The 21,173-nt window shown below is 69.4% G+C and carries 20 protein-coding genes; 17 read left to right on the plus strand and 3 right to left on the minus strand.

The annotated features are described in order from the left end of the window. From F8M74_RS32360 to F8M74_RS32400, 9 genes are all read left to right on the plus strand, one after another. The coding region (locus F8M74_RS32360; protein WP_141279728.1) for a plectin 1 isoform 8 at nucleotides 1–2,152 on the plus strand (2,152 nt) is incomplete at its 5' end. A gap of 12 nt (nucleotides 2,153–2,164) precedes the next feature. Then, entirely contained in the window at nucleotides 2,165–3,370 is a 1,206-nt protein-coding gene (hemW, locus tag F8M74_RS32365) for a radical SAM family heme chaperone HemW (RefSeq protein ID WP_011551263.1), read from the plus strand. 33 nt (nucleotides 3,371–3,403) lie between these two features. Beyond that, the gene (locus tag F8M74_RS32370; RefSeq protein WP_141256935.1) at nucleotides 3,404–4,234 is read left to right on the plus strand and encodes a tetratricopeptide repeat protein; all 831 of its coding nucleotides are present in this window, start codon (nucleotides 3,404–3,406) and stop codon (nucleotides 4,232–4,234) included. 16 nt (nucleotides 4,235–4,250) lie between these two features. Then, nucleotides 4,251–5,792: a DUF4388 domain-containing protein gene (locus F8M74_RS32375; RefSeq protein ID WP_141256936.1), complete on the plus strand. Its 1,542-nt coding sequence runs from the start codon at nucleotides 4,251–4,253 to the stop codon at nucleotides 5,790–5,792. 176 nt (nucleotides 5,793–5,968) lie between these two features. Then, on the plus strand, nucleotides 5,969–6,751 hold the full coding sequence (locus F8M74_RS32380) for a TadE/TadG family type IV pilus assembly protein (RefSeq protein ID WP_141256937.1): 783 nt from the start codon (nucleotides 5,969–5,971) through the stop codon (nucleotides 6,749–6,751). Further along, a complete protein-coding gene (locus tag F8M74_RS32385) occupies nucleotides 6,712–8,289 on the plus strand; it encodes a TadE/TadG family type IV pilus assembly protein (protein WP_141256938.1) in 1,578 nt (525 codons plus the stop codon). Before F8M74_RS32380 ends, F8M74_RS32385 begins: the two co-directional genes overlap by 40 nt. Further along, nucleotides 8,286–9,398, plus strand: a complete 1,113-nt coding sequence (locus F8M74_RS32390) for a hypothetical protein (RefSeq protein ID WP_141256939.1) — start codon at nucleotides 8,286–8,288, stop codon at nucleotides 9,396–9,398. Before F8M74_RS32385 ends, F8M74_RS32390 begins: the two co-directional genes overlap by 4 nt. After that, the gene (locus F8M74_RS32395) at nucleotides 9,398–10,255 is read left to right on the plus strand and encodes a hypothetical protein (RefSeq protein WP_141256940.1); all 858 of its coding nucleotides are present in this window, start codon (nucleotides 9,398–9,400) and stop codon (nucleotides 10,253–10,255) included. Before F8M74_RS32390 ends, F8M74_RS32395 begins: the two co-directional genes overlap by 1 nt. After that, the gene (locus tag F8M74_RS32400; RefSeq protein ID WP_141256941.1) at nucleotides 10,252–10,431 is read left to right on the plus strand and encodes a hypothetical protein; all 180 of its coding nucleotides are present in this window, start codon (nucleotides 10,252–10,254) and stop codon (nucleotides 10,429–10,431) included. The genes F8M74_RS32395 and F8M74_RS32400 overlap by 4 nt, the downstream gene beginning before the upstream one ends. A gap of 24 nt (nucleotides 10,432–10,455) precedes the next feature. On the opposite strand, the gene F8M74_RS32405 is transcribed toward F8M74_RS32400, so the two are convergent. Further along, nucleotides 10,456–11,640 carry an ABC transporter substrate-binding protein gene (locus F8M74_RS32405; RefSeq protein WP_141256942.1) on the minus strand — a complete coding sequence of 395 codons (1,185 nt, stop codon included), beginning with the start codon at nucleotides 11,638–11,640 and terminating at the stop codon, nucleotides 10,456–10,458. A 184-nt stretch (nucleotides 11,641–11,824) separates the two neighbouring features. Between F8M74_RS32405 and F8M74_RS32410 the strand changes: the two genes are divergently transcribed. Genes F8M74_RS32410 through sufT form a run of 7 tightly spaced genes read left to right on the plus strand, consistent with a single transcriptional unit; the run spans nucleotide 11,825 to nucleotide 18,130 of the window. Next, complete coding sequence (locus F8M74_RS32410) at nucleotides 11,825–12,343, plus strand: SUF system Fe-S cluster assembly regulator (protein ID WP_141256943.1); 519 nt, start codon at nucleotides 11,825–11,827, stop codon at nucleotides 12,341–12,343. Next, nucleotides 12,340–13,776, plus strand: coding sequence for a Fe-S cluster assembly protein SufB (sufB, locus tag F8M74_RS32415; protein WP_141256944.1), 1,437 nt, complete (start codon nucleotides 12,340–12,342; stop codon nucleotides 13,774–13,776). Before F8M74_RS32410 ends, sufB begins: the two co-directional genes overlap by 4 nt. Nucleotides 13,777–13,778: 2 nt before the next feature. Beyond that, complete coding sequence (gene sufC, locus F8M74_RS32420; RefSeq protein ID WP_141256945.1) at nucleotides 13,779–14,561, plus strand: Fe-S cluster assembly ATPase SufC; 783 nt, start codon at nucleotides 13,779–13,781, stop codon at nucleotides 14,559–14,561. Continuing rightward, complete coding sequence (gene sufD, locus F8M74_RS32425; RefSeq protein WP_141256946.1) at nucleotides 14,558–15,898, plus strand: Fe-S cluster assembly protein SufD; 1,341 nt, start codon at nucleotides 14,558–14,560, stop codon at nucleotides 15,896–15,898. Before sufC ends, sufD begins: the two co-directional genes overlap by 4 nt. Further along, the gene (locus tag F8M74_RS32430) at nucleotides 15,895–17,118 is read left to right on the plus strand and encodes a cysteine desulfurase (protein WP_141256947.1); all 1,224 of its coding nucleotides are present in this window, start codon (nucleotides 15,895–15,897) and stop codon (nucleotides 17,116–17,118) included. Before sufD ends, F8M74_RS32430 begins: the two co-directional genes overlap by 4 nt. Beyond that, the gene (gene sufU, locus F8M74_RS32435) at nucleotides 17,115–17,573 is read left to right on the plus strand and encodes a Fe-S cluster assembly sulfur transfer protein SufU (protein ID WP_011551277.1); all 459 of its coding nucleotides are present in this window, start codon (nucleotides 17,115–17,117) and stop codon (nucleotides 17,571–17,573) included. Before F8M74_RS32430 ends, sufU begins: the two co-directional genes overlap by 4 nt. A 14-nt stretch (nucleotides 17,574–17,587) precedes the next feature. Continuing rightward, a complete protein-coding gene (sufT, locus tag F8M74_RS32440; protein WP_140860970.1) occupies nucleotides 17,588–18,130 on the plus strand; it encodes a putative Fe-S cluster assembly protein SufT in 543 nt (180 codons plus the stop codon). A gap of 51 nt (nucleotides 18,131–18,181) precedes the next feature. Here sufT and F8M74_RS32445 read toward each other — a convergent pair whose 3' ends face one another. Beyond that, nucleotides 18,182–18,853: a type 1 glutamine amidotransferase domain-containing protein gene (locus tag F8M74_RS32445; protein WP_141256948.1), complete on the minus strand. Its 672-nt coding sequence runs from the start codon at nucleotides 18,851–18,853 to the stop codon at nucleotides 18,182–18,184. Nucleotides 18,854–18,973: 120 nt separating this feature from the next. Here F8M74_RS32445 and F8M74_RS32450 point away from each other — a divergent pair, with 120 nt between their 5' ends. Next, on the plus strand, nucleotides 18,974–20,083 hold the full coding sequence (locus F8M74_RS32450) for an isoaspartyl peptidase/L-asparaginase family protein (RefSeq protein ID WP_141256949.1): 1,110 nt from the start codon (nucleotides 18,974–18,976) through the stop codon (nucleotides 20,081–20,083). A gap of 69 nt (nucleotides 20,084–20,152) precedes the next feature. Here the strand turns inward: F8M74_RS32450 and F8M74_RS32455 are convergent, their stop codons facing one another. Beyond that, nucleotides 20,153–21,106: a YXWGXW repeat-containing protein gene (locus F8M74_RS32455; protein WP_141256950.1), complete on the minus strand. Its 954-nt coding sequence runs from the start codon at nucleotides 21,104–21,106 to the stop codon at nucleotides 20,153–20,155. Nucleotides 21,107–21,173 lie beyond the last annotated feature (67 nt).

Here is a 21,173-nt window from a genome sequence, read left to right on the forward strand (position 1 = left end):
CTCCAGGCCCTTGCCAAAGCCACCGCCTTCGGCTCCACCGCCCGCCGCTCCGCCTCCGCTGCCGCCGCGACGCCCGGCCGCCCCCCTGGCCGCCGTGCCCAAGGGCACGGGAGCGCCCGCGTCCCCGAAGGCGCCCGCGTCCCCGGCTGCCGCTGCTGCCGCCCCCGCCGTCCGCGCCGCGCGGGCCCCGGGGAATGATCCATTCAGTGAGCCGCCCGAAATCCGGATGCCCATGGGCGGCTCGCCTGAGGACAAGCTGGAGTACTTCCGGGCCGTGGTCCGCCAGAAGACGGAGACGCTGGCGCGGGCCCGCACGCTGTACGCGGAGCGCGACGGTGAGCTCAACGGCGTGAAGCAGTCGCTGACGCTGGCGCGCAAGGAGCTGGCGGAGTCGAAGGCCAGTGTCTCCGCCTTCCAGGAGGAGCTGGCCCGGGCGGCGGCGGAGTCCCAGTCGCGGCTCGCCAGCCTCCAGGAAGAGCTCTCCGCGGTGGAGGCGGACCGCAAGGACCTGTCGCGCGCGCTGGCGGAGGTCGAATCCGACGTGCCGCGCCTGACGGCGGACCTCCAGGAGGAGCGCGAGGCCCGCGGCGCGGTGGCCGAGGAGCTGATTGGCGCGAAGGAAGCGCTGTCGCTGGCCCAGGACCGCGTGGCGGAGCTGGCCGCGGAGAAGTCCGAGGCCCAGGGCGCCCTGGAGGCCGTCCAGGAGCAGTACCAGCAGGCCATCGCCGACGTGGAGCGGCTGACCACTGACCTGGAGGCAGCGTCAGCGGAGAAGGACTCGCTGAGCCTGCGCACCGCGCAGCTGGAGGCCGCGCTGGCGGAGGCCCAGTCCGGGCTGAGCGCGCTGGAGAGCGAGAGCGATTGGTCGAAGAGCTCGCTGGAGGAGGCCCAGGGCCGCGCGGGCACGCTGGAGGCCGAGCGCGACGAGGCGCGCAAGCAACTGGCGGTGGTGGAGGACGGGCTGCGCACCCTGCAGGAGCAGGTGGCGGAGCTGGAGCGTTCGCTGGCGCTGAAGGACGCCGAAATCGTGGGCCTGCGCGCGGCGCTCACCGCCCGCACCACCGAGGCCGCGGAGTTGCCCGCGCTGCGTCAGGCGCTGGAGGCGCGCACCGCGGAGCTGACCCAGCTCAAGGCGAAGCTGGATGCGGAGGCGGCCAAGGCCGAGGAGCGCTCACTGGCCCTGGAAGAGGGATTGGCGCAGGCGAGTGAGCGGGCGCAGCTGGCGGAGGGCGAGGCCGCGGCGCTGAAGGAGGCGCTGGAAGTCGCCGAGGTGGAGCAGGTGTCGTTGCGCGACCGCATGGAAGCGGACGCGGCGGCGCTGGGCGAGGCGGTGCAGCAGGCCGAGACGAAGGTGTCGGAGCTGACGGCGGTGGTGGAGGCCGCGCACACGGACCATGCGTCGTGGAAGGAGCAGCTCGCCGCGGTGGAGCTGAAGGCGGCCACCAAGGACGCCGAGCGCGTCGGCCTGGCCGCCCGGGTGTCCATGCTGGAGGCGGCGTCCGGCCAGCGCGAGGCGGAGCTGGTGCGGCTGCAAGCAGAGGTGGCGAAGGCTCACGAGACGCTGGCGCTGGAGCGTGCACGCCGCGAGGCGGCGGAGGCCGAGCGCACCGATGCGGAGGTGAAGGCGGCCCAGGCCGAGGCCCAGGTGGAGTCGCTGACGGTGGGGCAGGGTGGCGCCGAGGCGCAGGTGGCCTCGCTCACCGAGGAACTGGAGGCCGCGCGCGCCGAGGCGGACAAGGTGGAGCGTCTCCAGGGCCGGCTGAAGATGATGGAGGGGGCCTTGGAAGGCGCGAAGGCCCAGGCCGCGTCGGCCGGAAAGTCGGACGCGGCGCGCGCTGCGACCGAGGCGAAGCTGGCTCGCGCGGAGGCATCGCTGAAGGCCGAGGCGCAGAAGCGGGCCGACGTGGAAGCCTCGCTGCGAGCGGAGCAGGAGGCACGGCAGGCGCTCGAGGTGAAGCTGGCGGAGCAGCCGGGGACTCCCTCCCAGAGCGCGGGTGCGCCAGCGGACTGGGAGGCGGAGCGCGAGCAGCTCAAGGCGGACGCGGCCAACCTCAAGCGCAAGCTGGTGGCGGCCGAGACAGCGCTCGAGAACGCGGCGGGCTACAAGGCGAAGATTGCCCGGCTGGAGGCGCAATTGAAGGGCAAGAGGTAGAGGTTTTCCTTCATGCCTTTCGACGCGCCAGTGGATGCCCTCACGGGAATGCCGGCGGCCCGCTTCGGGCTGTACCTGCATTTCCCGTACTGCCTCGCGAAGTGCCCTTACTGCGACTTCGCGGTGGCAGTGGCGCGGCAGGTGCCGGAGGAGCGCTATGCCCGCGCGGTGCTGGCGGAGCTGGACACCCGGCTGGCCGCCGAGCCCTCGCTCGCGGGGAAGGTGCTCGACTCCATCTTCCTGGGCGGTGGGACGCCGTCCCTGTGGCACCCGCGCTACGTGGCCCAGGTGCTGGACGGCATCGCCGCGAGGCTGCGGGTGGCGCCTGGCGTGGAGGTGTCACTGGAGGGCAATCCGGAGCGCGCGGACGCGGAGCGCTTCGCGGGCTACCGCGCGGCGGGGGTGAACCGGTTGTCGCTGGGCGTGCAGTCCTTCCAGCCGGAGACGCTCAAGGCGTTGGGGCGCGCGCATGACGCGGCCATGGTGGAAGGGGCCGTGGACGCGGCCCGGAGCGCGGCCTTCCCGGTGGTGGCCATGGACTTCATCTATGGCGTGCACGGGCAGACGGTGGCGCAGGTGGAGGCGGATGCGCGCCGGGCGGTGGCGCTGGCTCCCGAGCACCTGTCCACCTACGCGCTGACGGTGGAGCGCGACGTGCTGGCGGAGGACACGCCCCTGTCGAAGCGGCTCAAGCGCGGCGAGCTGGAGCTGCCGCCCGACGACACCGTGGTCGACATGGCGCGGGTGGTGCGCGAGGTGTACGGGGCGGCGGGTCTGCATCGCTACGAGGTGTCCAACCACGCGCGGCCGGGGTTCAGCTCGCGGCACAACGCGCTGTACTGGACGGGCGGGGAGTACCTGGCGCTGGGCGTGGGGGCCACGGGCATGTTGCTGTCGCCCCAGCCGCACCGGTACGTGAACCTGCGCAGCGCGGAGCGCTACCTCGTGGAGGCGGAGGCGGGGCGGCTGCCAGAGGAAGGCCGCGAGCCGCTGGGCCCGGAGGAGCTCTTCGCGGAGCGCCTGGCCATGGGCCTGCGGCTGGTGTCGGGCGTGGACTGGGAGGCCGTCTGCGAGCGATATGGGCAGCCGGTGGAGCCCCGTCGGGCGGAAGTCGCGCGGCTGGTGGCGCATGGCTTCGCGACGCTGCGGGACGGGCGGCTGGCATTGACGGAGAAGGGCGCGGACGTCCACAGCGCCGTGTGCGCGCGGCTGCTCTAGGACGGCGTCCACCGGAACGGATTCGAGAGGCGTATGAACAAGTGGATACTGTGGATGTTCCTCTCCCTGCTGACGGGCAGCCCGCTGCTGTCGCTGGGCCTGATTCTCGTCATCATCTTCGTGGCGGACCGCTTCACGTGGCAGGTGCTGCCCAGCCCGGTGCGGCTGCTCAAGCGCTTCCAGCGCGCGGGACAACTGGCGGGCACCATCCTTACCAACCCGCATGAGCGGCGCGCGCGGCACGAGCTGGCGGACATCCGCGTGGAGCAGCGCCGCTACGCCGAGGCGGTGGACATCCTCAAGCCCAACCTGGAGGCGGGCGACGAAGACGTGGACACGCTGTACCTGCTGGGCGTGGCCTACCTGGGCGCCGGGGACGCGCAGCGCGGCGAGCTGCTGCTGGACGAGGCGGCGAAGCTGGACGCGGACCACAAGCTGGGCGCCATCGACCTGGAGCGCGGCCGTTTCCGGCTGAAGCGCGGCGACGTGCCGGGCGCGGTGGAGGCGCTGGAGCGCTACTGCAAGGTGCGACACGGCACGGTGGAAGGCCGCTATCTGCTGGCCAAGGCCCTGAGCCGGGCGGGCCGCGGCGACGACGCGAAGCGGATGCGCGACCTGGCCTGGTCCGAATACGTGGTGGCGCCCCGGTTCCAGCGGCGCCGGGAGCGCAAGTGGGCCTGGCGCGCGCGGCCCAGCCGGCCGTTGATGTACGCGGCGGCCGTGACCCTGGTGCTGGGCCTGCTGGCGTCCATGTTGCCCCGGTTCGTAGTGACCCCGGAGCGAGGCTACGGCGACCGCTACGGCTACGACGCGCATGGCGAGCCACCCAGTGCGTTGGGGATGGAGGAGTACCAGGGCGAGTAGCGCTAGGCTCTCGCCCATGTTCCCCACGCCGTCGCAGGTCCTCCGCCAGCGGGAGGGAGTGCTGGCCGATACGCCGTTCCCCCTGCTGCTTCACGCGCTGATGGCGGAGGAGCGCACCTGCACGTTGGAATTGAAGGTGCGCCAGCGGGAGAAGCGCATCGTCTTCGAGGACGGCGCGCCGGTGGCGTGCCAGTCCAACCTCCTCCACGAGACGCTGGGCAAGTACCTGGTGGAGAAGGGCAAGCTGTCGGAGACGGACTACCAGAAGGCGCTGGCGGAGAGCATCTCCGCGGAGGTGCCGCTCAGCGGCCTGCTGGTGCAGAAGGGCCTCATCAGTCCCTTCGATTTGTACAAGCAATTGCAGGCGAACCTGGCGCACAAGCTGCTGGACTGTTTCCGCTGGGTGGACGCGAAGTACCGGCTCATCGCCGACGTGGAGCCTCCGGACGCCAGCGTGCGGACGAACACGGGCCAGCTCATCCTCACGGGGGTGGCCAACGTGATGCCTTTCGACGCGGTGGCCACGCACTTCACCTTCACGGACGAGCGCCGCTTCGGGCAGATGCCGGGCACGGAGGCGGGGCTGAAGCTGTCGTCGAAGGACGCGCGGCTGTTCCAGGCGCTCCGGTTGCGCCCCACCTTCGGTGAGTTGATGGAGCGCACCGGGTTCGACACGGAGGTGGTGCTCCGGCGGTTGTACGCGCTGTGCCTGCTGGAGGTCGCGGGCTTCGTGGAGGACGTGGACGCGAAGGCGGCCCGGCTGAGCGCGGGGAAGGGGACGGCGCCCGCCGCACCCGCGCCCGAACCGGTGGCGCCTCCGGTGGCGGCGCCAGCTCCGCAGGGGACGCCGTTCTCCGACGAGGACGAGGCGGCGCGCAATGCCCTGGTGAGCGCCTTCATGTCGCACCGGAGCAAGGACCCCTTCGCGCTGTTGGACGTGCCCGAGGACGTGCAGCCGGTGCCGCTGCGCAAGGCCTTCCTGGCCCTGGCGGACCGCTACGCGCCGCTGCGCTTCCACACGCCGGAGCTCCGCGAGAAGGCGGAGGTGCTGCTGGCGGCCCATGCGAAGGCGTTTGGCGCGCTGTCGGACGCGGAGCAGAACCTGCTGTGGCGCAAGCGGCGCGCGGCGCATCGGGAGAAGGACCGGGGCACGCGGCCCACCACTGCCGAGCAGTTCCGCATCCGCACGGACTTGCTGGACGCGACCACGCAGTTCGATGAGGCGAAGCGCCGGCTGGCCGCGCGGAACCATGCGGGGGCCTTCGAGTACTTCGAGTACGCCTGCGACATCGACCCGAAGCCGCTGTACCAGGCCTACCGGGCCTACGCGCGCTATCTGATGAAGCCGGAGGTACACGGACGGCTGGCGCAGCAGGAGTTGCAGGAGGTGCTGCGCCAGGAGCCCACGCTGGAGGAGGGCTGGGCCTTCCTGGGTGAAGTGGCCCAGGGCGAAGGCCAGTGGGGACAGGCCGAAGACGCGTTCCGCAGGGCCTTCAAGCTGAACCCGAAGAACCGCCGCTACGTCGAACTCATCCAGGAGATTGTCCGGCGGCGCTAGGCAAGCCCCTGCCTGGCTGCCTGCCTGACAGGGTTTGTCTGGTGTTGGGTTTGGGGCCATTTCCAGTCCCTGTGGGTGGCGTCTGTCTGGCGCCCAACATTGGATGTCATTATTTGCGGGCCGGGAGGGGTCTGGGTTTTTCTTTTTGCGGGGGGCGCTAGGTAGTCTTTGGCGCCATGGGCAGTCTTCGTGAGAGGAATCAGTCGGGCCAGGCGGCCGTCGAAGCTGCCATTGTCCTTCCCCTGTTCGTCTTCCTCATCCTGGGCATCCTCCAACTGGGGCTGATGCACCAGGCGCGGCTGCTGACTAAGTACGCCGCCTACAAGGCTGTGCGGGCTGGGGCGCTGAACAGCGCCAAGGTCGAGGAGATGGAGAAGGCCGCGCTCGCGGTGCTGTTGCCGATGCTGAGCGTGCCCGGGCAGCGGGGGGCCTACATCCCCCCGGTGGGAAGCGCGGCGGAGTTCCAGGCCAAGTGGCGTGACGTGTCGGGCAACCAGATTCCCGGCACATCACTGAAACACGCGCAGGTCACCGTCTGCGGCCCCACGCAGGGCGACGTCGGCGGAGGCGGGCCGGAGCTGGACTTCGATGACCCCCGGAACACCGCGCCCACGGGCTGGAAGGAGAGCCACCGCACCAAGCTGCGCGTCCAGGTGACGTTCAACTACCGGATGATCATCCCCTTCGCGGACTGGGTCATCTACCAATCCACCCGTGGCCGCGAGCTGCGGAAGGAACTGCGGATGTACCGCAAGCCTACCGACCCAAAGCAGCAGGGCGACAAGCCGGACCGCACGGAGTCCCTCCTGGAGCAGGCGGCTGCGCAGAAGGTCTACATCACCCCTATCCGCGCCACCTACACCATGCGGATGCAGTCCAACTTCTTCCTCAACCGGGCAGCCCTCCCAGGGAGCAACGAATGCGTCTTCCCATTCTCCTACAAAACCGGGGCGCCGTGAGCGCCTCGGCCAGGAGACGCGCGCAGCGAGGGCAATCCATTGTCCTGGGAGCGCTGTCCTTCCTGGTGCTCGCGCTGATGGTGACGCTGAGTTTCAATCTCGCACATGCGCTGCGCCAGAAGATGGGGCTGCAGCAGCACAGCGACGCGTTGGCCTACTCCATGGCGGTCCTGGAGGCGCGGTCGCTCAATTACTATGCAGTCAGCAACAGGGCCATCGCGGCTTCCTACGTCGCGATGAACAGCATCCATGCATACATGGTGGCGGCGAGCGTGACGGGTTCGATGATGCGGGCCTCGGAGGCGAACTTCAAGGAGTTCGCAAGGCGCGAGAAAATCATGTGCAGTTGCAAGGGGTGCTACGAGCACTGCGTGCACGCCACTGAAGCGGCGAAGATCGCGGCCGAGTTCGCCAACGCGGGCCGTGAGTACGACCAGAAGGTCCGTGCCCTGGAGTCCAGCTTCAACGCCGCGATCCGGGGCCTCGACGTCATGGTGGACAACCTGCATGCCTCTCAGCGTGAGGCGCATTCCCAGACGCTCCAGGCCATCCAGGATGGCCGCAGCCATGGCCTGTCGCTCCTGGCGGACTACACCGCGTCGGACGTCGGTGCGCTGCCGCAAGCCGTGGGGGGGCTCAACGCGAATGAATTCAACTGCGCGGTGGATGGGATGAACTGCCGAGGGAGCGTGGAGAACGCTTCGCCCGAAGCGCTCGCCAGGGTCATGACGGAAATCTCCAACGCCACCCGTTCTGGCTGGCCGGCGGCGCGAAAGACCGGAGCGCGCGGGGTTGCAAAGCCCCCGTACCTGCATGACGACGTCATCCGGGACCTTCGGGACATCGCACAGAAGAAGCCGTACACGGTGACCTCCCACGAGGGAACGGCGAAGTCGGTTCAGGACAAGGGCCAGGTCAACGACGGCGGGAAGCAAGGCGGTAATCAGGGGACGACGGTTGCCGCGCGAGAGGAAGGGGCGATTCGGAACACCTGGGAGCACCAGCTCACGTCGACCACCGACTACGAGGCGGAAGTCTGGAGCGATGCCAACGGCGGTGGCCATACCCCGGGTGGCGCGCACTCGGGCTCGCACAACTTCGAGGGCGTCAACGCCAACGCATTGTCGGGCTGCGCCCGGTCGGGCAACTGCTTCATGAAGTTCCGAGCCAACCCCTCCTCTGGCAGGGATTGGGGGCAGCCGCGCGTGTACAGCTACCTGACGCGGCGACTCCGGGTCGGCGACCCGAGCCGGGCGCCCTGGGAGTTGAACGCGTCGGCCCAGATTCAGCTGGACCATGGCGCGCAGGGGACAGCGACGCTGACGCTCGCGGCGCAGGACGGCGTGGCGCTCTCCAAGGCGCTCGTCTACTACCACCGCTTCGGCGCGAATGGCTGGCGTGAGGCGCCCAACCTCTTCAGCCCCTACTGGCGCGCGAAGCTGCACCCCATCTCAGCCGACGAGGCCGCGGAGGTCCTGGAAGCGGCGGGCAACACGGACGCGTCCCGGCTGGCGCGGGTCCCGGGGGTGTCCCTGTGAAGCGCGCATCCAGGCGAGGTGCCGCGGCCGTGGAGATGGCGGTGTGCATGCTCGTCATCGTCCCCGTATTCCTCTACTCGCTGTTCCTCTTCGACCTGCTGCGCCACATGTTGGACTCGCAGGAGACCTCCCTGTCCACGGCCTGGGACTACACCGTCCTGGACTATGAGAAGGAGCCCGAGAGCGTCGCGACGGAGGACGGGGGGACGACGACGGAGGCCTTCTCTGGCTTCGAGATGGCGCAGGCCTATTCGCGGTACATGTACTGCGACCACGAGTCGGGTATCGACAGCTACGGCCCAGGAAAGGGTCCGGAGTGCAGCGCTACTCCCGATTCAGAAGACCACCACACGGACGTTGTCGCCCACGCGTGCTGGCTCAATCCTGGCGCACGGCAGGTGTACTGCACCCTGGATGCACAGGCCGTGGGCGCGTACGGAGTCTCCCTCCACCAGTCCTTCATGGACACCTTCGGGCGGGGCGGCCTCATCCGTTGTTCCGCGCGCCTGGGCGTCCAGAACTATCTCTTGCCGGAGTCGTTCCTGCCCGAATTCTCCGAGGTGAAGCTGGCCAAGGAGAAGCAGGAGCGGGCCAACGGCATCCACAGAAACGCCACGGGCGAAAATCTCCCGGAGGGCCATGCCCGAGGCGACAACGTCTACCTGCTCCCCTGGGAGCAGATTGCCATCCTCACCGACACCTGGGCGCTCACGGAGCACGCGGACGTGCGGCCGGGCACCGCGGGTGGGCGAGGGATGCACGAGCGCGTCACCCAGCTCTACCAGAACGACGACAACAGCGGCTTCACGGACATGTCGAGCGCGTCCGAGCGGTTGGTGAATCAGGCCATCAACTCGGGTCTCCTCCATGACAGCCTGAGGCTGGAATCCCAGAGCTACAGGACGCCTGGGGATGATCCTCGCAATCCCAGCCTCGCCATCAAGCCCGACCAGAGTGGTGACGGCGCCGTGGAGGAAATCGAGCAGCAGGGAGGCCGCCAAGGCTACTTCAGCAACGAGTGGCAGGACTGGGGGAGCAACAACAACCAGCGCACCTACGAGGCGCGTGGCAACTGGTACCTGGGTTGCGCGAGGTCGGAGTCGTGCTGATGCCCGTTGCCGCCTCGCGCCCCGTCGTCCGGATTCCCGCGCTGCTCTTCTCCGTGGCGGTGGTGGGCGGTCTCATCGGCTTCTCATGGGAGCACGCCGTCTACCGGGGCAGCGACAGCCATCAGGAATGGAGCCCGCCGGAGCTGGGCACCGACGTGGAGACATCCTCCAGCGGGTGGGTGCGCACGCCCGCGGAGGAGGCCATCCTCCAGCGGGCACTGGTCCACTTCCCGCCGTACCCCAACGCCACCCGTCCCGAACCGCTCGCCGCCGACTACATGGGGCCCGGGGCGCCCATGGCGGTGGCGTGGTTCTCCACACAAGACGCGCCCGCGAAGGTCCTGGAGCACTACACACAGGCGCTGCTCGCCAAGGGGCTGCCGGTGCTGCACCAACGCCACGGAGAGAAGGGCGGCTACGTGGGCTACTGGAGCCCCGCCACGGAAGAGGTGCGGCTGGTGTCCACACTGGCGCAAGGTAGTGAGACGCTGGTGTTCGTCTCCGCCGGCCAGGTGGGCTCCATGCTGGCGCGGGCGGCGGCCGTGCCCGACTGGCTTCCCGTGCCCGGCGAACTCGCGGAGACGCGCACCGTGAACTTCAATCTGGAGGGCGCTTCGCACCATGTGGTGACGGGCCAACTCCAGACGGACTCGCCGGATGTGGCGGCACAGCGCTACGGTGACCTCTTCCGTGCGCGCGGCTGGCAGGTGGGAACGCTCGCGCCGACGGCGCCGAACGGCGTCGCGTTCGAAGTGCTCAAGGAGTCCGTGAGCGGCCGCGCGGTGCTGCGCGGCCTTTCGCCGGGCCCGGGAGTCGAGGTCCAGCTCACGTTGCTACGCCGGAGCGCTGCCCCATGAAGAAGTCCCTGCGTCGGTCGCGGCACGCCCGCGGCCAGTCCATGGTGGAGTACGCCATCGTCACCGCGGCCCTGCTGGGCTTCAGCACGATGGGGTGGCCCTTCCTGGTGCAGTTGCTCAACGCGCTGCACCGCTACTTCAACTCCATCTACTACGTCATCCAGGCCCCCATCTGAGGCACGGGGGCCTGGACGCCGCGGCTACGGCGTCACCGTGGTGACGAACTCCGCCTTGCCGCCGGAGACCTTGAGCACCACGGCTTCCTTCACCGCGTCGCGGTTGGCGTCCAGGGTGATTTTGCCCGTCACGCCCGGGAAGTCCTTCGTCGCGGCAATCGCGTCGCGAAGCGAAGGGCCACTCAGGTCCGGCGCGCGCTTCATGGCGTCGATGGTCACCCGCGCCGCGTCGTACGCCAGCGCGGCCACGCTGTCCGGTACGCCGCCGTAGGTGGCCTTATAGCGGGCCAGGAACCTCTGGAGCAGCGGGTCCGGGTTGTCCGGCGAGTAGTGGTTGGCGAAGTAGCTGCCTTCCAGCGCGGAGCCGCCCAGCTCGTACAGCTTGTCGGAGTCCCAGCCGTCGCCGCCGAGCAGCGGCACCTTGAGTCCGATTTCACGCGCCTGCCGCGCGATGATGCCCACGTCCGTGTAGTAGCCCGGGACGAAGACGGCGTCCGGCTTCAGGCGCTTGAGGGACGTCAGCTGCGCGCGGAAGTCCGTGTCGCCCTTGGAGTAGCTCTCGTCGCCCGGCACCTCGCCGCCGAACTCCTTGAACCTGGCGGTGAACACGTCCGCCAGGCCCATGGAGAACGCGCTCTTGTTGTCGCGCAGCACCGCCACGCGGGACAGCTTCAGGTTCTCCCGCGCGAACTTCGCCATGACGAGCCCCTGGAAGGGGTCGATGAAGCAGACGCGGAAGATGTAGTCGCCCTTCAGCGTCACTTCCGGCGCGGTGGACGTGGGCGTCACCATGGGCACCTTGCCCGCCTGCGCCTTCTCCGCCATGGCCATGGACACCGACGAGGCCGCCTCGCCGAGAATCGCCACCACCTTGTCCTGGGTGATGAGCCGCGTCACGGCCTGGGCGCCTTCCTCCGGCCGGCCCTGGCTGTCGTAGACGCGAACCTGGAGCTTCTTGCCCTTCACGCCGCCCGCCTCGTTGGCCTCGTTCAGCGCCAGCTCGATGCCGTTGCGCGCGGACACCCCGAAGGTCGCCTCGCTCCCCGTGAGGCTGCCGACCTCTCCCAGCAGAATCGTGTTCGAGTCCACCGGAGCGACCGGTGCCCCGGCCGCCTGCCCCTCCGGCGAGGGCGCGGCGGGCGCGTTCTTCTTCTCGCAGGCCACCACGGCCAGGGCCAGGGTCGCGAGCAGCATCAGGGGACGGCGCATCGGCAAGGTTCCTCCGGGGGACGGTGGTGTCACCCTATCCCTCTCCCCCCCGCCCTCCAACCAGCGGCGCTTCAGGGAGGGATTCAAATTGCAATGTGGACTGAAACGGTCCTGATTACATATGAGGTTCTCCGTGGCCCGAGGTTTTTCGGCGCCTGGACCCAGAGAGGAGACACCCGCACCCATGCTCCGGATGAGCAAGATGACCGACTACGGCATCGTGCTGATGACCGAGCTGGCTCGCGCGGAGGGTGACACGCGCACCACCCGTGAGCTGGCGGCGCGCACGCGCGTGCCACTTCCCTCGGCCAGCAAGGTGCTCAAGAGCCTGCTCCAGGCGGCGCTCGTGGTGTCGCACCGTGGCGCCAACGGCGGCTACGGACTGGCACGCCCGGCCCATGAGCTTCCGCTGGCCGAACTGGTCGCCGCGCTCGAGGGGCCGGTCGCCCTCACGGAGTGTGGCGTCCACACCTCCGGGGGTGCGCCCTGTGAGTTGGAGTCCGTCTGTCAGGTGCGGGGCCACTGGCGCCTCATCAACGACGCCATCCAGGAGGCCCTGGGGCGGCTGACGCTGGCGGACCTCATCGCCCCCGCGCCCCGCGTGCCAGAGCGCCTCGTGGGCCTGGGGACACCCTCTCGCCCGGCGCCTTCCCCGGCCGCTGGCCACCCCCCTCCCGCTTCCGCGACAGGAGTCCGCTCATGAGCACCGAAACCCTCCAGGAACTGACGCGCCGCCCGTATGCGGCGGGCTTCGTCACTCAGGTGGAATCGGACACGTTTCCCCCCGGGCTGGACGAGGACGTCATCCGCCAGATCTCCGCGAAGAAGGGTGAGCCGGAGTTCCTCCTCGACTGGCGCCTCAAGGCCTTCCGCCACTGGAAGACGATGAAGGAGCCCACGTGGCAGGCCGTCACCTACGCGCCCATCGACTATCAGGCCATCCGCTATTACTCGGCGCCGAAGCAGAAGCCGGTGAAGGCCAGCCTGGACGAGGTGGACCCGGAGATTCTGCGCACCTACGAGAAGCTCGGCATTCCGCTGCATGAGCAGAAGCTGCTGCAGAACGTGGCGGTGGACGCCGTCTTCGACTCGGTGTCGGTGGCCACCACGTTCAAGGACAAGCTGGCCAAGGCGGGCGTCATCTTCTGCTCGTTCTCCGAAGCCGTGCGCGAGCACCCGGAGCTGGTGAAGAAGTACCTGGGCACCGTCGTGCCGTACTCGGACAACTACTTCGCCGCGCTCAACTCGGCGGTCTTCAGTGACGGCTCGTTCGTCTACATCCCCAAGGGGGTGCGCTGCCCCATGGAGCTGTCCACGTACTTCCGCATCAACGCGGCGGAGACGGGCCAGTTCGAGCGCACGCTCATCGTCGCGGAGGAAGGCTCCTACGTGAGCTACCTGGAGGGCTGCACGGCGCCCCAGCGCGACACCAACCAGCTCCACGCCGCGGTGGTGGAACTGGTGGCGCTCGACAACGCCACCATCAAGTACTCCACGGTGCAGAACTGGTACCCGGGCGACGCGGAGGGGCGCGGCGGCATCTTCAACTTCGTCACCAAGCGCGGCATCGCGCACCGGGCGGCGAAGATTTCGTGGACGCAGGTGGAGACGGGCTCGGCGATTACGTGGAAGTACCCGAGCGTCATCCTCAAGGGGGATGACTCGGTGGGCGAGTTCTACTCGGTGGCGCTCACCAACAACATGCAGCAGGCGGACACGGGCACGAAGATGGTGCACATCGGGAAGAACTCCCGCAGCACCATCGTGTCCAAGGGCATCTCCGCCGGCCGTGGGCAGAACACGTACCGGGGGCTGGTGAAGGTGCTCAAGAGCGCGGAGAACGCGCGCAACTACACGCAGTGCGATTCGCTGCTGCTCGGTGACAAGTGCGGCGCCCACACGGTGCCGTACATCGAGGTGAAGAACGCGTCGGCGCAGGTGGAGCATGAGGCGTCCACGTCGAAGATTGGCGAGGACCAGCTCTTCTACTGCCGGCAGCGGGGCATCTCGCAGGAGGACGCGGTGTCGATGATCGTCAACGGCTTCTGCCGCCAGGTGTTCAAGGAACTCCCCATGGAGTTCGCGGTGGAAGCGCAGAAGCTGCTCGGAGTGAGCCTGGAAGGGAGCGTGGGGTAGGCATGGCGCTATTGACTGTTCGCAACCTGCACGCCCGCGTGGCGGGCAAGGACATCCTCAAGGGAATCGACCTGGAGGTCGCGCCCGGCGAGGTCCACGCCATCATGGGCCCCAACGGCTCTGGGAAGAGCACGCTGGCCAGTGTGCTGGCGGGCCGTGACGGCTACGAGGTGACGCAGGGCGAGGTGCTGTTCGACGGCAAGCCGCTGCTGGAGCTGTCGCCCGAGGCCCGCGCCGCCGCGGGCGTGTTCCTCGCCTTCCAGTACCCGGTGGAGATTCCGGGCGTGGGCAACATCCACTTCCTGCGCACCGCGCTCAACGCGCAGCGCCGCTCGAAGGGGCTGGAGGAGCTGGACGCCATGGACTTCCTCCAACTGGCCAAGGAGAAGTCGAAGCTGGTGCAGCTCGACGCGGCCTTCATGAACCGCTCGGTGAACGAGGGCTTCTCCGGCGGCGAGAAGAAGCGCAACGAGATTTTCCAGATGGCGGTGCTGGAGCCGCGGCTGGCCATCCTCGACGAGACGGACTCCGGCCTGGACATCGACGCGCTGCGCACGGTGGCGGGCGGCGTCAACGCGCTGCGCTCGCCCGAGCGCGGCATGGTGCTGATTACGCACTACCAGCGGCTGCTCGACTACATCGTCCCGGACAAGGTGCACGTCATCGCGGCGGGCCGCATCGTCCGCTCCGGCGGGCGCGAGCTGGCGCTGGAGCTGGAGGAGAAGGGCTACGGCTGGCTGGGGTTGGACGGTGGAAAGAAGACGACGGCGGAGGCACGGCGATGACGGCCGCCCTGGCGCACTACCTGGACGTGGCCACGCGCTTCCAGGCGGCGCCCGAGCAGGCGTCCGCGCCACAGTGGCTCAAGCGCCTGCGTGCCGATGCCCTGGCCCACTTCGAGCGACAGGGCCTGCCCACGACGCGTGACGAGGCGTGGAAGTACTCCCGGCTGGGGTCCATCGCGGAAGGAACGTTCATTCCACGGACGGGTGTGTCCCGGGACACCGCCCACCTGTCGGCGGTGGTGGAGCGGCTGGGCCTGCCGGGGCCCCGGTTGGTGTTCGTGGACGGGCGGCTGGCGCCGGAGCTGTCGTCCGTGGCGGGCCTGCCGCGCGGACTGACGCTGAAGCCGCTGCGGGACGCGGTGCGTGAGGACGGCGAGCTGCTGGAGTCCGTGCTGGGGCAGCGGGCCCTGGCGAACGAGCACGCCTTCACCGCGCTCAACGCGGCGCTGCTGGAAGAGGGCGTGCTGTTGCGGCTGGCACCGGGTGCGCTGAGCGAGGTGCCCGTGCAGGTGGTGTTCCTCACGCGCGGTGACGCGCCGGTGCTGTCCAGCCCGCGCATCCTCGTGGTGGCGGGGGAGAGCAGCGAAGCGTCGCTGGTGGAGACGTATGCCAGCGCGGGCCCCGCGGGCTCGGCGGCGACGTTCACCAACGCGGTGACGGAGGTGACGCTGGGCGACAACGCCAGCCTCCACCACTACAAGGTCCAGGTGGAGGCGGACGCGGCGCTGCATGTGGGCGCGCTCCATGCACGGCAGGGGCGGGACAGCCGCTTCGCCTCGCATGCCTTCGCCTTTGGTGGGGCCATGGCGCGTAACGAGGTTCACGCGGCCTTCGCGGGCGAGGGTGGCGACGCGACGTTGAATGGCCTGTACGTGGGGCAGGGCGCGCAGCACCTGGACAACCGCACGGCGCTGGACCACGCGGTGCCCCGGTGCACCAGCCGCGAGCTGTACAAGGGTGTGCTGGATGGCCAGTCACGCGGCACCTTCCACGGGCTCATCCGCGTGCGGCAGGACGCGCAGCACACGGACTCGCGGCAGCAGAACCGCAACCTGCTGCTGTCGGAGTCGGCGCAGGCGGACGCACGGCCTCAGTTGGAAATCTTCGCGGACGACGTGAAGTGCGCGCACGGCGCGGCGGTGGGGCGGCTGGACGCGCAGGCGCTGTTCTACCTGCGCTCGCGCGGCGTGCCCCAGGCAGAGGCGGAGCGGCTGCTCACCTACGCCTTCGCTCGCGAGGTGGTGGAGGCGGTGCCCGCCGGCCCCGTGCGCGCGAACATCGAAGCGCTCCTGGCCGTGAAGCTGCCGGGCGCGGCGCAGCGCGAGGTGACGGCATGAGCGGCTTCGACGTGAATCAGGTCCGCAAGGACTTCCCCATCCTCCACCAGGAGGTGCGGGGCCGGCCGCTGGTGTACCTGGACAGCGCCGCCACGGCGCAGAAGCCGCAGGCCGTCATCGACGCGCTGGTGCGCTTCTACCAGCACGACAACGCCAACGTGCACCGCGGCGTCCATGTGTTGTCCGAGCGCGCCACGGAGGCCTACGAGGGTGCGCGTGAGACGGTGCGCCGCTTCATCAACGCCCGGGACGCGAAGGAAGTCGTCTTCGTGCGTGGCACCACCGAGGCCATCAACCTGGTGGCGCAGACGTACGGGCGCAAGCACATCGGCGCCGGAGACGAGGTGCTCATCACCCAGATGGAGCACCACGCCAACATCGTCCCCTGGCGGATGTTGTGCGAGCAGACGGGCGCCGTGCTCAAGGTCATCCCCGTGGATGACCGGGGCGAGCTGGTGCTGGACGCCGTGGACGCGCTGCTGACGGAGCGCACGCGCATCCTCGCGGTGACGCACGTGTCCAACGCGCTGGGCACCGTGGTGCCGGTGAAGGAACTCACGCGGCGGGCCCACGCGAAGGGCATCCCTGTGCTGGTGGACGGCGCACAGGCGGTGACGCACTTCCCCGTGGACGTGCAGGACCTGGGCTGCGACTTCTACGCCTTCAGTGGGCACAAGATGTTCGGCCCCACCGGCATCGGCGTGCTGTACGGCCGCAAGGAGCGTCTGGAGGCGATGCCGCCCTACCAGGGCGGCGGCGACATGATCCTCTCCGTGACGATGGAGAAGGTGACGTACAACCGGGTGCCGTACCGCTTCGAGGCGGGCACGCCCAACCTGGAGGGCGCGGTGGGGTTGGCGGCGGCCATCCGCTATCTGGAGGCGCTGGGGATGGAGAACGTCGCCGCGCACGACCGGGAGCTGCTGGCCTACGCCACGCAGGCGCTGGAGGCGGTGCCGGGGCTGCGCATGGTGGGCACGGCGCGTGAGAAGTCCGGCGTGTTGTCCTTCATGCTGGCGGATGTCCACCCGCACGACGTGGGCACCATCCTGGACCGCGAGGGCATCTGCATCCGCACGGGCCACCACTGCGCGCAGCCGGTGATGCAGCACTTCAAGGTGCCGGCCACGTCCCGGGCGTCGCTGGCGCTCTACAACACGCGCGAGGACGTGGACGCGCTCGTCCGTGGCCTGCACAAGGTCCTGGAGGTGTTCCAGTGAGTGCGTCGGATGACTTGAAGGACCTCTATCAAGAGGTCGTGCTGGAGCACTCCAAGCGGCCGCGCAACTACCGCGTGGTGGAGGGCGCCACCGCGGAGGCGGCGGGCCACAACCCGCTGTGCGGCGACCAGTTGGTGGTGACGCTGAAGGTGGAGGGCGGCGTCATCAAGGACGTGGCCTTCCAGGGCCAGGGCTGCGCCATCTCCAAGGCGTCCGCGTCGTTGATGACGGGGGCGGTGAAGGACCGGACGCGCGCGGAGGCGGAGGACCTCTTCGAGCGCGTCCACAAGCTGGTGACGGAAGGTCCGGAGTCAGTGGACGTGGACGCGCTGGGCAAGCTGGCGGTGCTGTCCGGCGTCAGTGAGTTTCCCGCGCGGGTGAAATGCGCCAGCCTGGCCTGGCACACGCTGCGCGCGGCATTGGAGGGACGCGGCGAGGCCGTGTCCACGGAGTAGGGGTGGAGGGCCACATGCGAGGAATGATGGCGGTGCTGGAGCGCGACGTGTCCGCGACAATCATCCCCAGCGGGGACCGGGTGGTGCTGCCCGAAGGCGCCGAGCTGCGGGTGACGCAGACGCTCGGCGGCAACATCACGGTGCAGGACCCCTACGGTCAGCTCTTCCGCATCGACGAGAAGGACGGCGGCGCGCTGGGCGAGGAGTACGCCCCCAAGGAGAAGGTCGCCGGCGACCCCAGCGAGTTCAACGAGGAGCAGGTCTGGGAGCAACTGCGCACGGTGTACGACCCGGAGATTCCGGTGAACATCGTCGAGCTGGGCCTGGTGTACGCGTGCAAGGCGGAGCCGCTGCCGGAAGGCGGGCAGCGGGTGGACATCCAGATGACGCTCACCGCGCCCGGCTGCGGCATGGGACCGGTGCTGGTGGAGGACGTGCGCACCAAGGTGGGCTCGGTGCCGGGGGTGGCGGAGACGCGCGTGGAGCTCGTCTGGGATCCGCCCTGGGGGCAGGAGCGCATGTCGGACGTGGCGCGGCTCCAGCTCGGTTGGATGTAGCAGCGGGACGAAGGCCCTCGGCGAACAGCTTCGCCAAGGGCCGGTGACGTCTCAGCGCAGGGCCAGCCGCCGCGCGCCCAATCCGAGCGCCGCGGAGGCCAGCGTTCCCGCGAGCAGCTTCGGCCACAGGGAAGGCGCTGCCTGGCGCACGGGTACCATCGGCGCACGAGCGGAGACCTCCGGCATCTTCTCCGCGAAGAGCTCCACCATGCCCTTGATGAACGCGAACATCTGTCTCGGTCCCGGGCTGGAGACCCAGTTGCCATCGCGCATCACCGGCTCGTCCACCCAGCGGCCACCCGCGTTGCGCACGTCGTCGCGGATGCCCGGCCACGCGGCCAGCGCCCGTCCCTCCACGAGTCCCGCCGAAATCAGCACCCAGGGGCCATGGCAGATGACGGCGATGGGCATGTCCAGCGCGTCGGCGTCGCGGACGAAGTCGAGCGCGAGCGCGCTTTGCCGGAGGAGGTCCGGGTTCACGAAACCTCCTGGGAGGAGGACCGCGTCGAAGTCCGCCGCCTTCACCTCACGCAGGGACGCGTCCACGCTTACCTTCTTCCCTGGAATGAGAAGGTTCATCCCGCGGATGCGGCCCTTGTGGGGGGACACAATCGTCACCTCGGCGCCCTGACGCTCCAGCTTCTTCACCGGTGCTGTCAGCTCCACCTGTTCGAAGCCATCCGCCGCGAGCACGGCCACTCGCAACCCTTTCAGCTTCTTCATCGCGCACACCTCGCTGAGTCGGAACGGTTTGTCGTCTCGACACTGTGCATTCCCGCAGGGCCTCGCGTTGTGCCTCCCCGGAGGGCGTGCTACCGACGGAGCGCTCTGGAGGTCCTTCGAATGTCCGCCGCTTCCGTTCTCCTCCGCCGTGCTCTCGTCGTGGGTGCCGTGATGCTGCTTTCTCCCGTGGGCTGTGCCAGTACCCCGGTTGCTCGCACCGACAGCGAGCAGCCGGCCTCGCAGGACGCGCCCAAGCCGAAGTGGGGGCTGGTCATCCACGGCGGCGCGGGTGTCATCTCCCGGGAGAATCTCTCCTCAGAGCGCGAGGCGGAGGTCCGCGCCGCGCTGACCCAGTCCCTCCAGGCGGGACACGCGGTGCTGGCCGGCGGCGGCTCCGCACTGGACGCAGTGAGCGCCGCGGTCCGCATCCTGGAGGACTCTCCGTATTTCAATGCGGGCAAGGGCGCCGTCTTCACGCACGACGGGGTCAACGAGCTGGATGCCGCCATCATGGATGGCACGACGCGCAAGGCGGGGGCCGTGGCGGGCTTGCGGCACGTGAAGAACCCCATCTTGCTGGCGCGGCTCGTCATGGAGCAGTCGCCGCACGTGATGATGGTGGGGGAGGGCGCCGAGTCCTTCGCGAAGTCGCAGGGCGTGGAGTTGGTGGACCCGAAGTACTTCTACACGGAGGACCGTTGGCAGGGCCTCCAGCGCGCGCTGGAGAAGGAGCGCTCGCGGCAGCCGTCCTCCTCGCTCCCGTCGGGATATGACCCGGTGAGCGGGGACCACAAGTTCGGCACCGTGGGCGCCGTGGCCCTGGACCAGACGGGCGCGCTCGCCGCGGCCACGTCCACGGGGGGCATGACGAACAAGCGCTACGGCCGCGTGGGGGACTCGCCCATCATCGGCGCGGGAACGTACGCGGACGCGCGCTGCGCCGTGTCCGCCACCGGCCATGGCGAGTTCTTCATTCGCTACACCGTGGCGCGCGACATCTGCGCCCGCGTGGAATACCAGAACGTGCCGTTGCCGGAGGCCGCCGACGTCGTCATCAACGACGTGCTGGTGAAGGTCGGCGGCGAGGGCGGCGTCATCGCGATGGACCGCGAGGGCAACGTGGCCATGCCCTTCAACTCAGCCGGCATGTACCGCGGCTACGTGGGCGAGGACGGCAAGCCCGTCGTAGCCATCTTCCGGGATGAGGCGGAGGCCGCTGGCGCGAAGTAGCAGCGCACGGCGGCCACCATCCGGGACTTGCTCGGGGTGGGGTTGCCTCCCTGAGCGCGCCGTGAGGCGTCAGTCCCGGCCGCCGCGATGTCCCCCCTCGCGGCGGTGATGGCCTCCATCGCGGCGGTGATGGCCCCCGCCCCCGTGCCCGCCGGGCGACGCCCGGTGGTAGTTGCCATTGCCCCAGTGATTGCCGTTGTTGCCACGGTAGTGCTGACGCACCGGGCTGGGGCCACGCCGGTAGTGGTTCCCGGGGTGGTGGTAGACGTGGTGGCGCACCGCCGGGTAGCGGCGCCAGGAGTGCGTGAAGTAGTGCGGGTGCCGGCGCGCCACGGTGACGTGCGCGTGGCGGTAGACGGGCACCGTGACACGCACCGAGCCCCGGGTGGCCCAGCCGCCAGCGGAGAAGTACCAGGAGGGCCCGCGGCGCATCCACCGGGACGACACGTAGACGAGCCCAGGACGGGGCGGGGCGGCCCACATGCCGTCCACCCACACGTAGTTGGCGCCGGCCCAGTACCAGTAGCCGGGCGTCCAGACGTAGGAGGGGGCCGGCGGCGGCGGCGCGTGCTCGACGCGGAGCGGCGGCGGCGCCTGCTGCGTGGACAGTTCCTCGCTCGCCACGGCGATGGGAATCTCCACCACCGGGGAGTCATGGCGGGCCCAGCCGCCGGACACCCACCGCCACATCCGGCCGTCCGGCTCCCAGTAGCCGTTGATGAACCGGTAGCCGTCCATGGGCGCCAGCCAGGTGCCGGCGTTGAAGCGCCACTCGTCGCCGTCCCAGTACCAGTGGCCGGAGGCCCAGACGGCGCCCGTGAAGGGCCGGCCGGAGGGATTCTCGGCGGGGAGCTGGGGCGGGGCGTAGGGCGCCATGGGCGCCGTGTCCTCGTCCTCGAACTCCGTGTCGTCGTACGCGTATTCGGAATATCCAGGCTCTGACGCGGGGACCGGCGCGGTCTGCGCGTGAACCATGGGCGCCGCCAGCAAGGTCACCAGACAAGCCCACCATCGAGGAGTCATCGCGTCATCTCCGTGGGTTACCAGACAGATTCTGCCACCGGCCCCCTGAGAGTCCCTCAGTGCGGGG

Source organism: Myxococcus sp. CA023, assembly GCF_010998615.1.
In the GTDB taxonomy this organism is placed as follows: domain Bacteria; phylum Myxococcota; class Myxococcia; order Myxococcales; family Myxococcaceae; genus Myxococcus.

Excerpts from the sequence above, each read along its gene's own strand:
- hemW (WP_011551263.1), top strand. The coding sequence starts at position 2,165 with ATGCCTTTCGACGCGCCAGTGGATGCCCTCACGGGAATGCCGGCGGCC.
- F8M74_RS32370 (WP_141256935.1), top strand. The coding sequence starts at position 3,404 with ATGAACAAGTGGATACTGTGGATGTTCCTCTCCCTGCTGACGGGCAGC.
- F8M74_RS32375 (WP_141256936.1), top strand. The coding sequence starts at position 4,251 with ATGTTCCCCACGCCGTCGCAGGTCCTCCGCCAGCGGGAGGGAGTGCTG.
- F8M74_RS32380 (WP_141256937.1), top strand. The coding sequence starts at position 5,969 with ATGGGCAGTCTTCGTGAGAGGAATCAGTCGGGCCAGGCGGCCGTCGAA.
- F8M74_RS32385 (WP_141256938.1), top strand. The coding sequence starts at position 6,712 with ATGCGTCTTCCCATTCTCCTACAAAACCGGGGCGCCGTGAGCGCCTCG.
- F8M74_RS32395 (WP_141256940.1), top strand. The coding sequence starts at position 9,398 with ATGCCCGTTGCCGCCTCGCGCCCCGTCGTCCGGATTCCCGCGCTGCTC.
- F8M74_RS32400 (WP_141256941.1), top strand. The coding sequence starts at position 10,252 with ATGAAGAAGTCCCTGCGTCGGTCGCGGCACGCCCGCGGCCAGTCCATG.
- F8M74_RS32405 (WP_141256942.1), bottom strand. The coding sequence starts at position 11,640 with ATGCGCCGTCCCCTGATGCTGCTCGCGACCCTGGCCCTGGCCGTGGTG.
- F8M74_RS32410 (WP_141256943.1), top strand. The coding sequence starts at position 11,825 with ATGCTCCGGATGAGCAAGATGACCGACTACGGCATCGTGCTGATGACC.
- sufB (WP_141256944.1), top strand. The coding sequence starts at position 12,340 with ATGAGCACCGAAACCCTCCAGGAACTGACGCGCCGCCCGTATGCGGCG.
- sufC (WP_141256945.1), top strand. The coding sequence starts at position 13,779 with ATGGCGCTATTGACTGTTCGCAACCTGCACGCCCGCGTGGCGGGCAAG.
- sufD (WP_141256946.1), top strand. The coding sequence starts at position 14,558 with ATGACGGCCGCCCTGGCGCACTACCTGGACGTGGCCACGCGCTTCCAG.
- F8M74_RS32430 (WP_141256947.1), top strand. The coding sequence starts at position 15,895 with ATGAGCGGCTTCGACGTGAATCAGGTCCGCAAGGACTTCCCCATCCTC.
- sufT (WP_140860970.1), top strand. The coding sequence starts at position 17,588 with ATGCGAGGAATGATGGCGGTGCTGGAGCGCGACGTGTCCGCGACAATC.
- F8M74_RS32445 (WP_141256948.1), bottom strand. The coding sequence starts at position 18,853 with ATGAAGAAGCTGAAAGGGTTGCGAGTGGCCGTGCTCGCGGCGGATGGC.
- F8M74_RS32450 (WP_141256949.1), top strand. The coding sequence starts at position 18,974 with ATGTCCGCCGCTTCCGTTCTCCTCCGCCGTGCTCTCGTCGTGGGTGCC.
- F8M74_RS32455 (WP_141256950.1), bottom strand. The coding sequence starts at position 21,106 with ATGACTCCTCGATGGTGGGCTTGTCTGGTGACCTTGCTGGCGGCGCCC.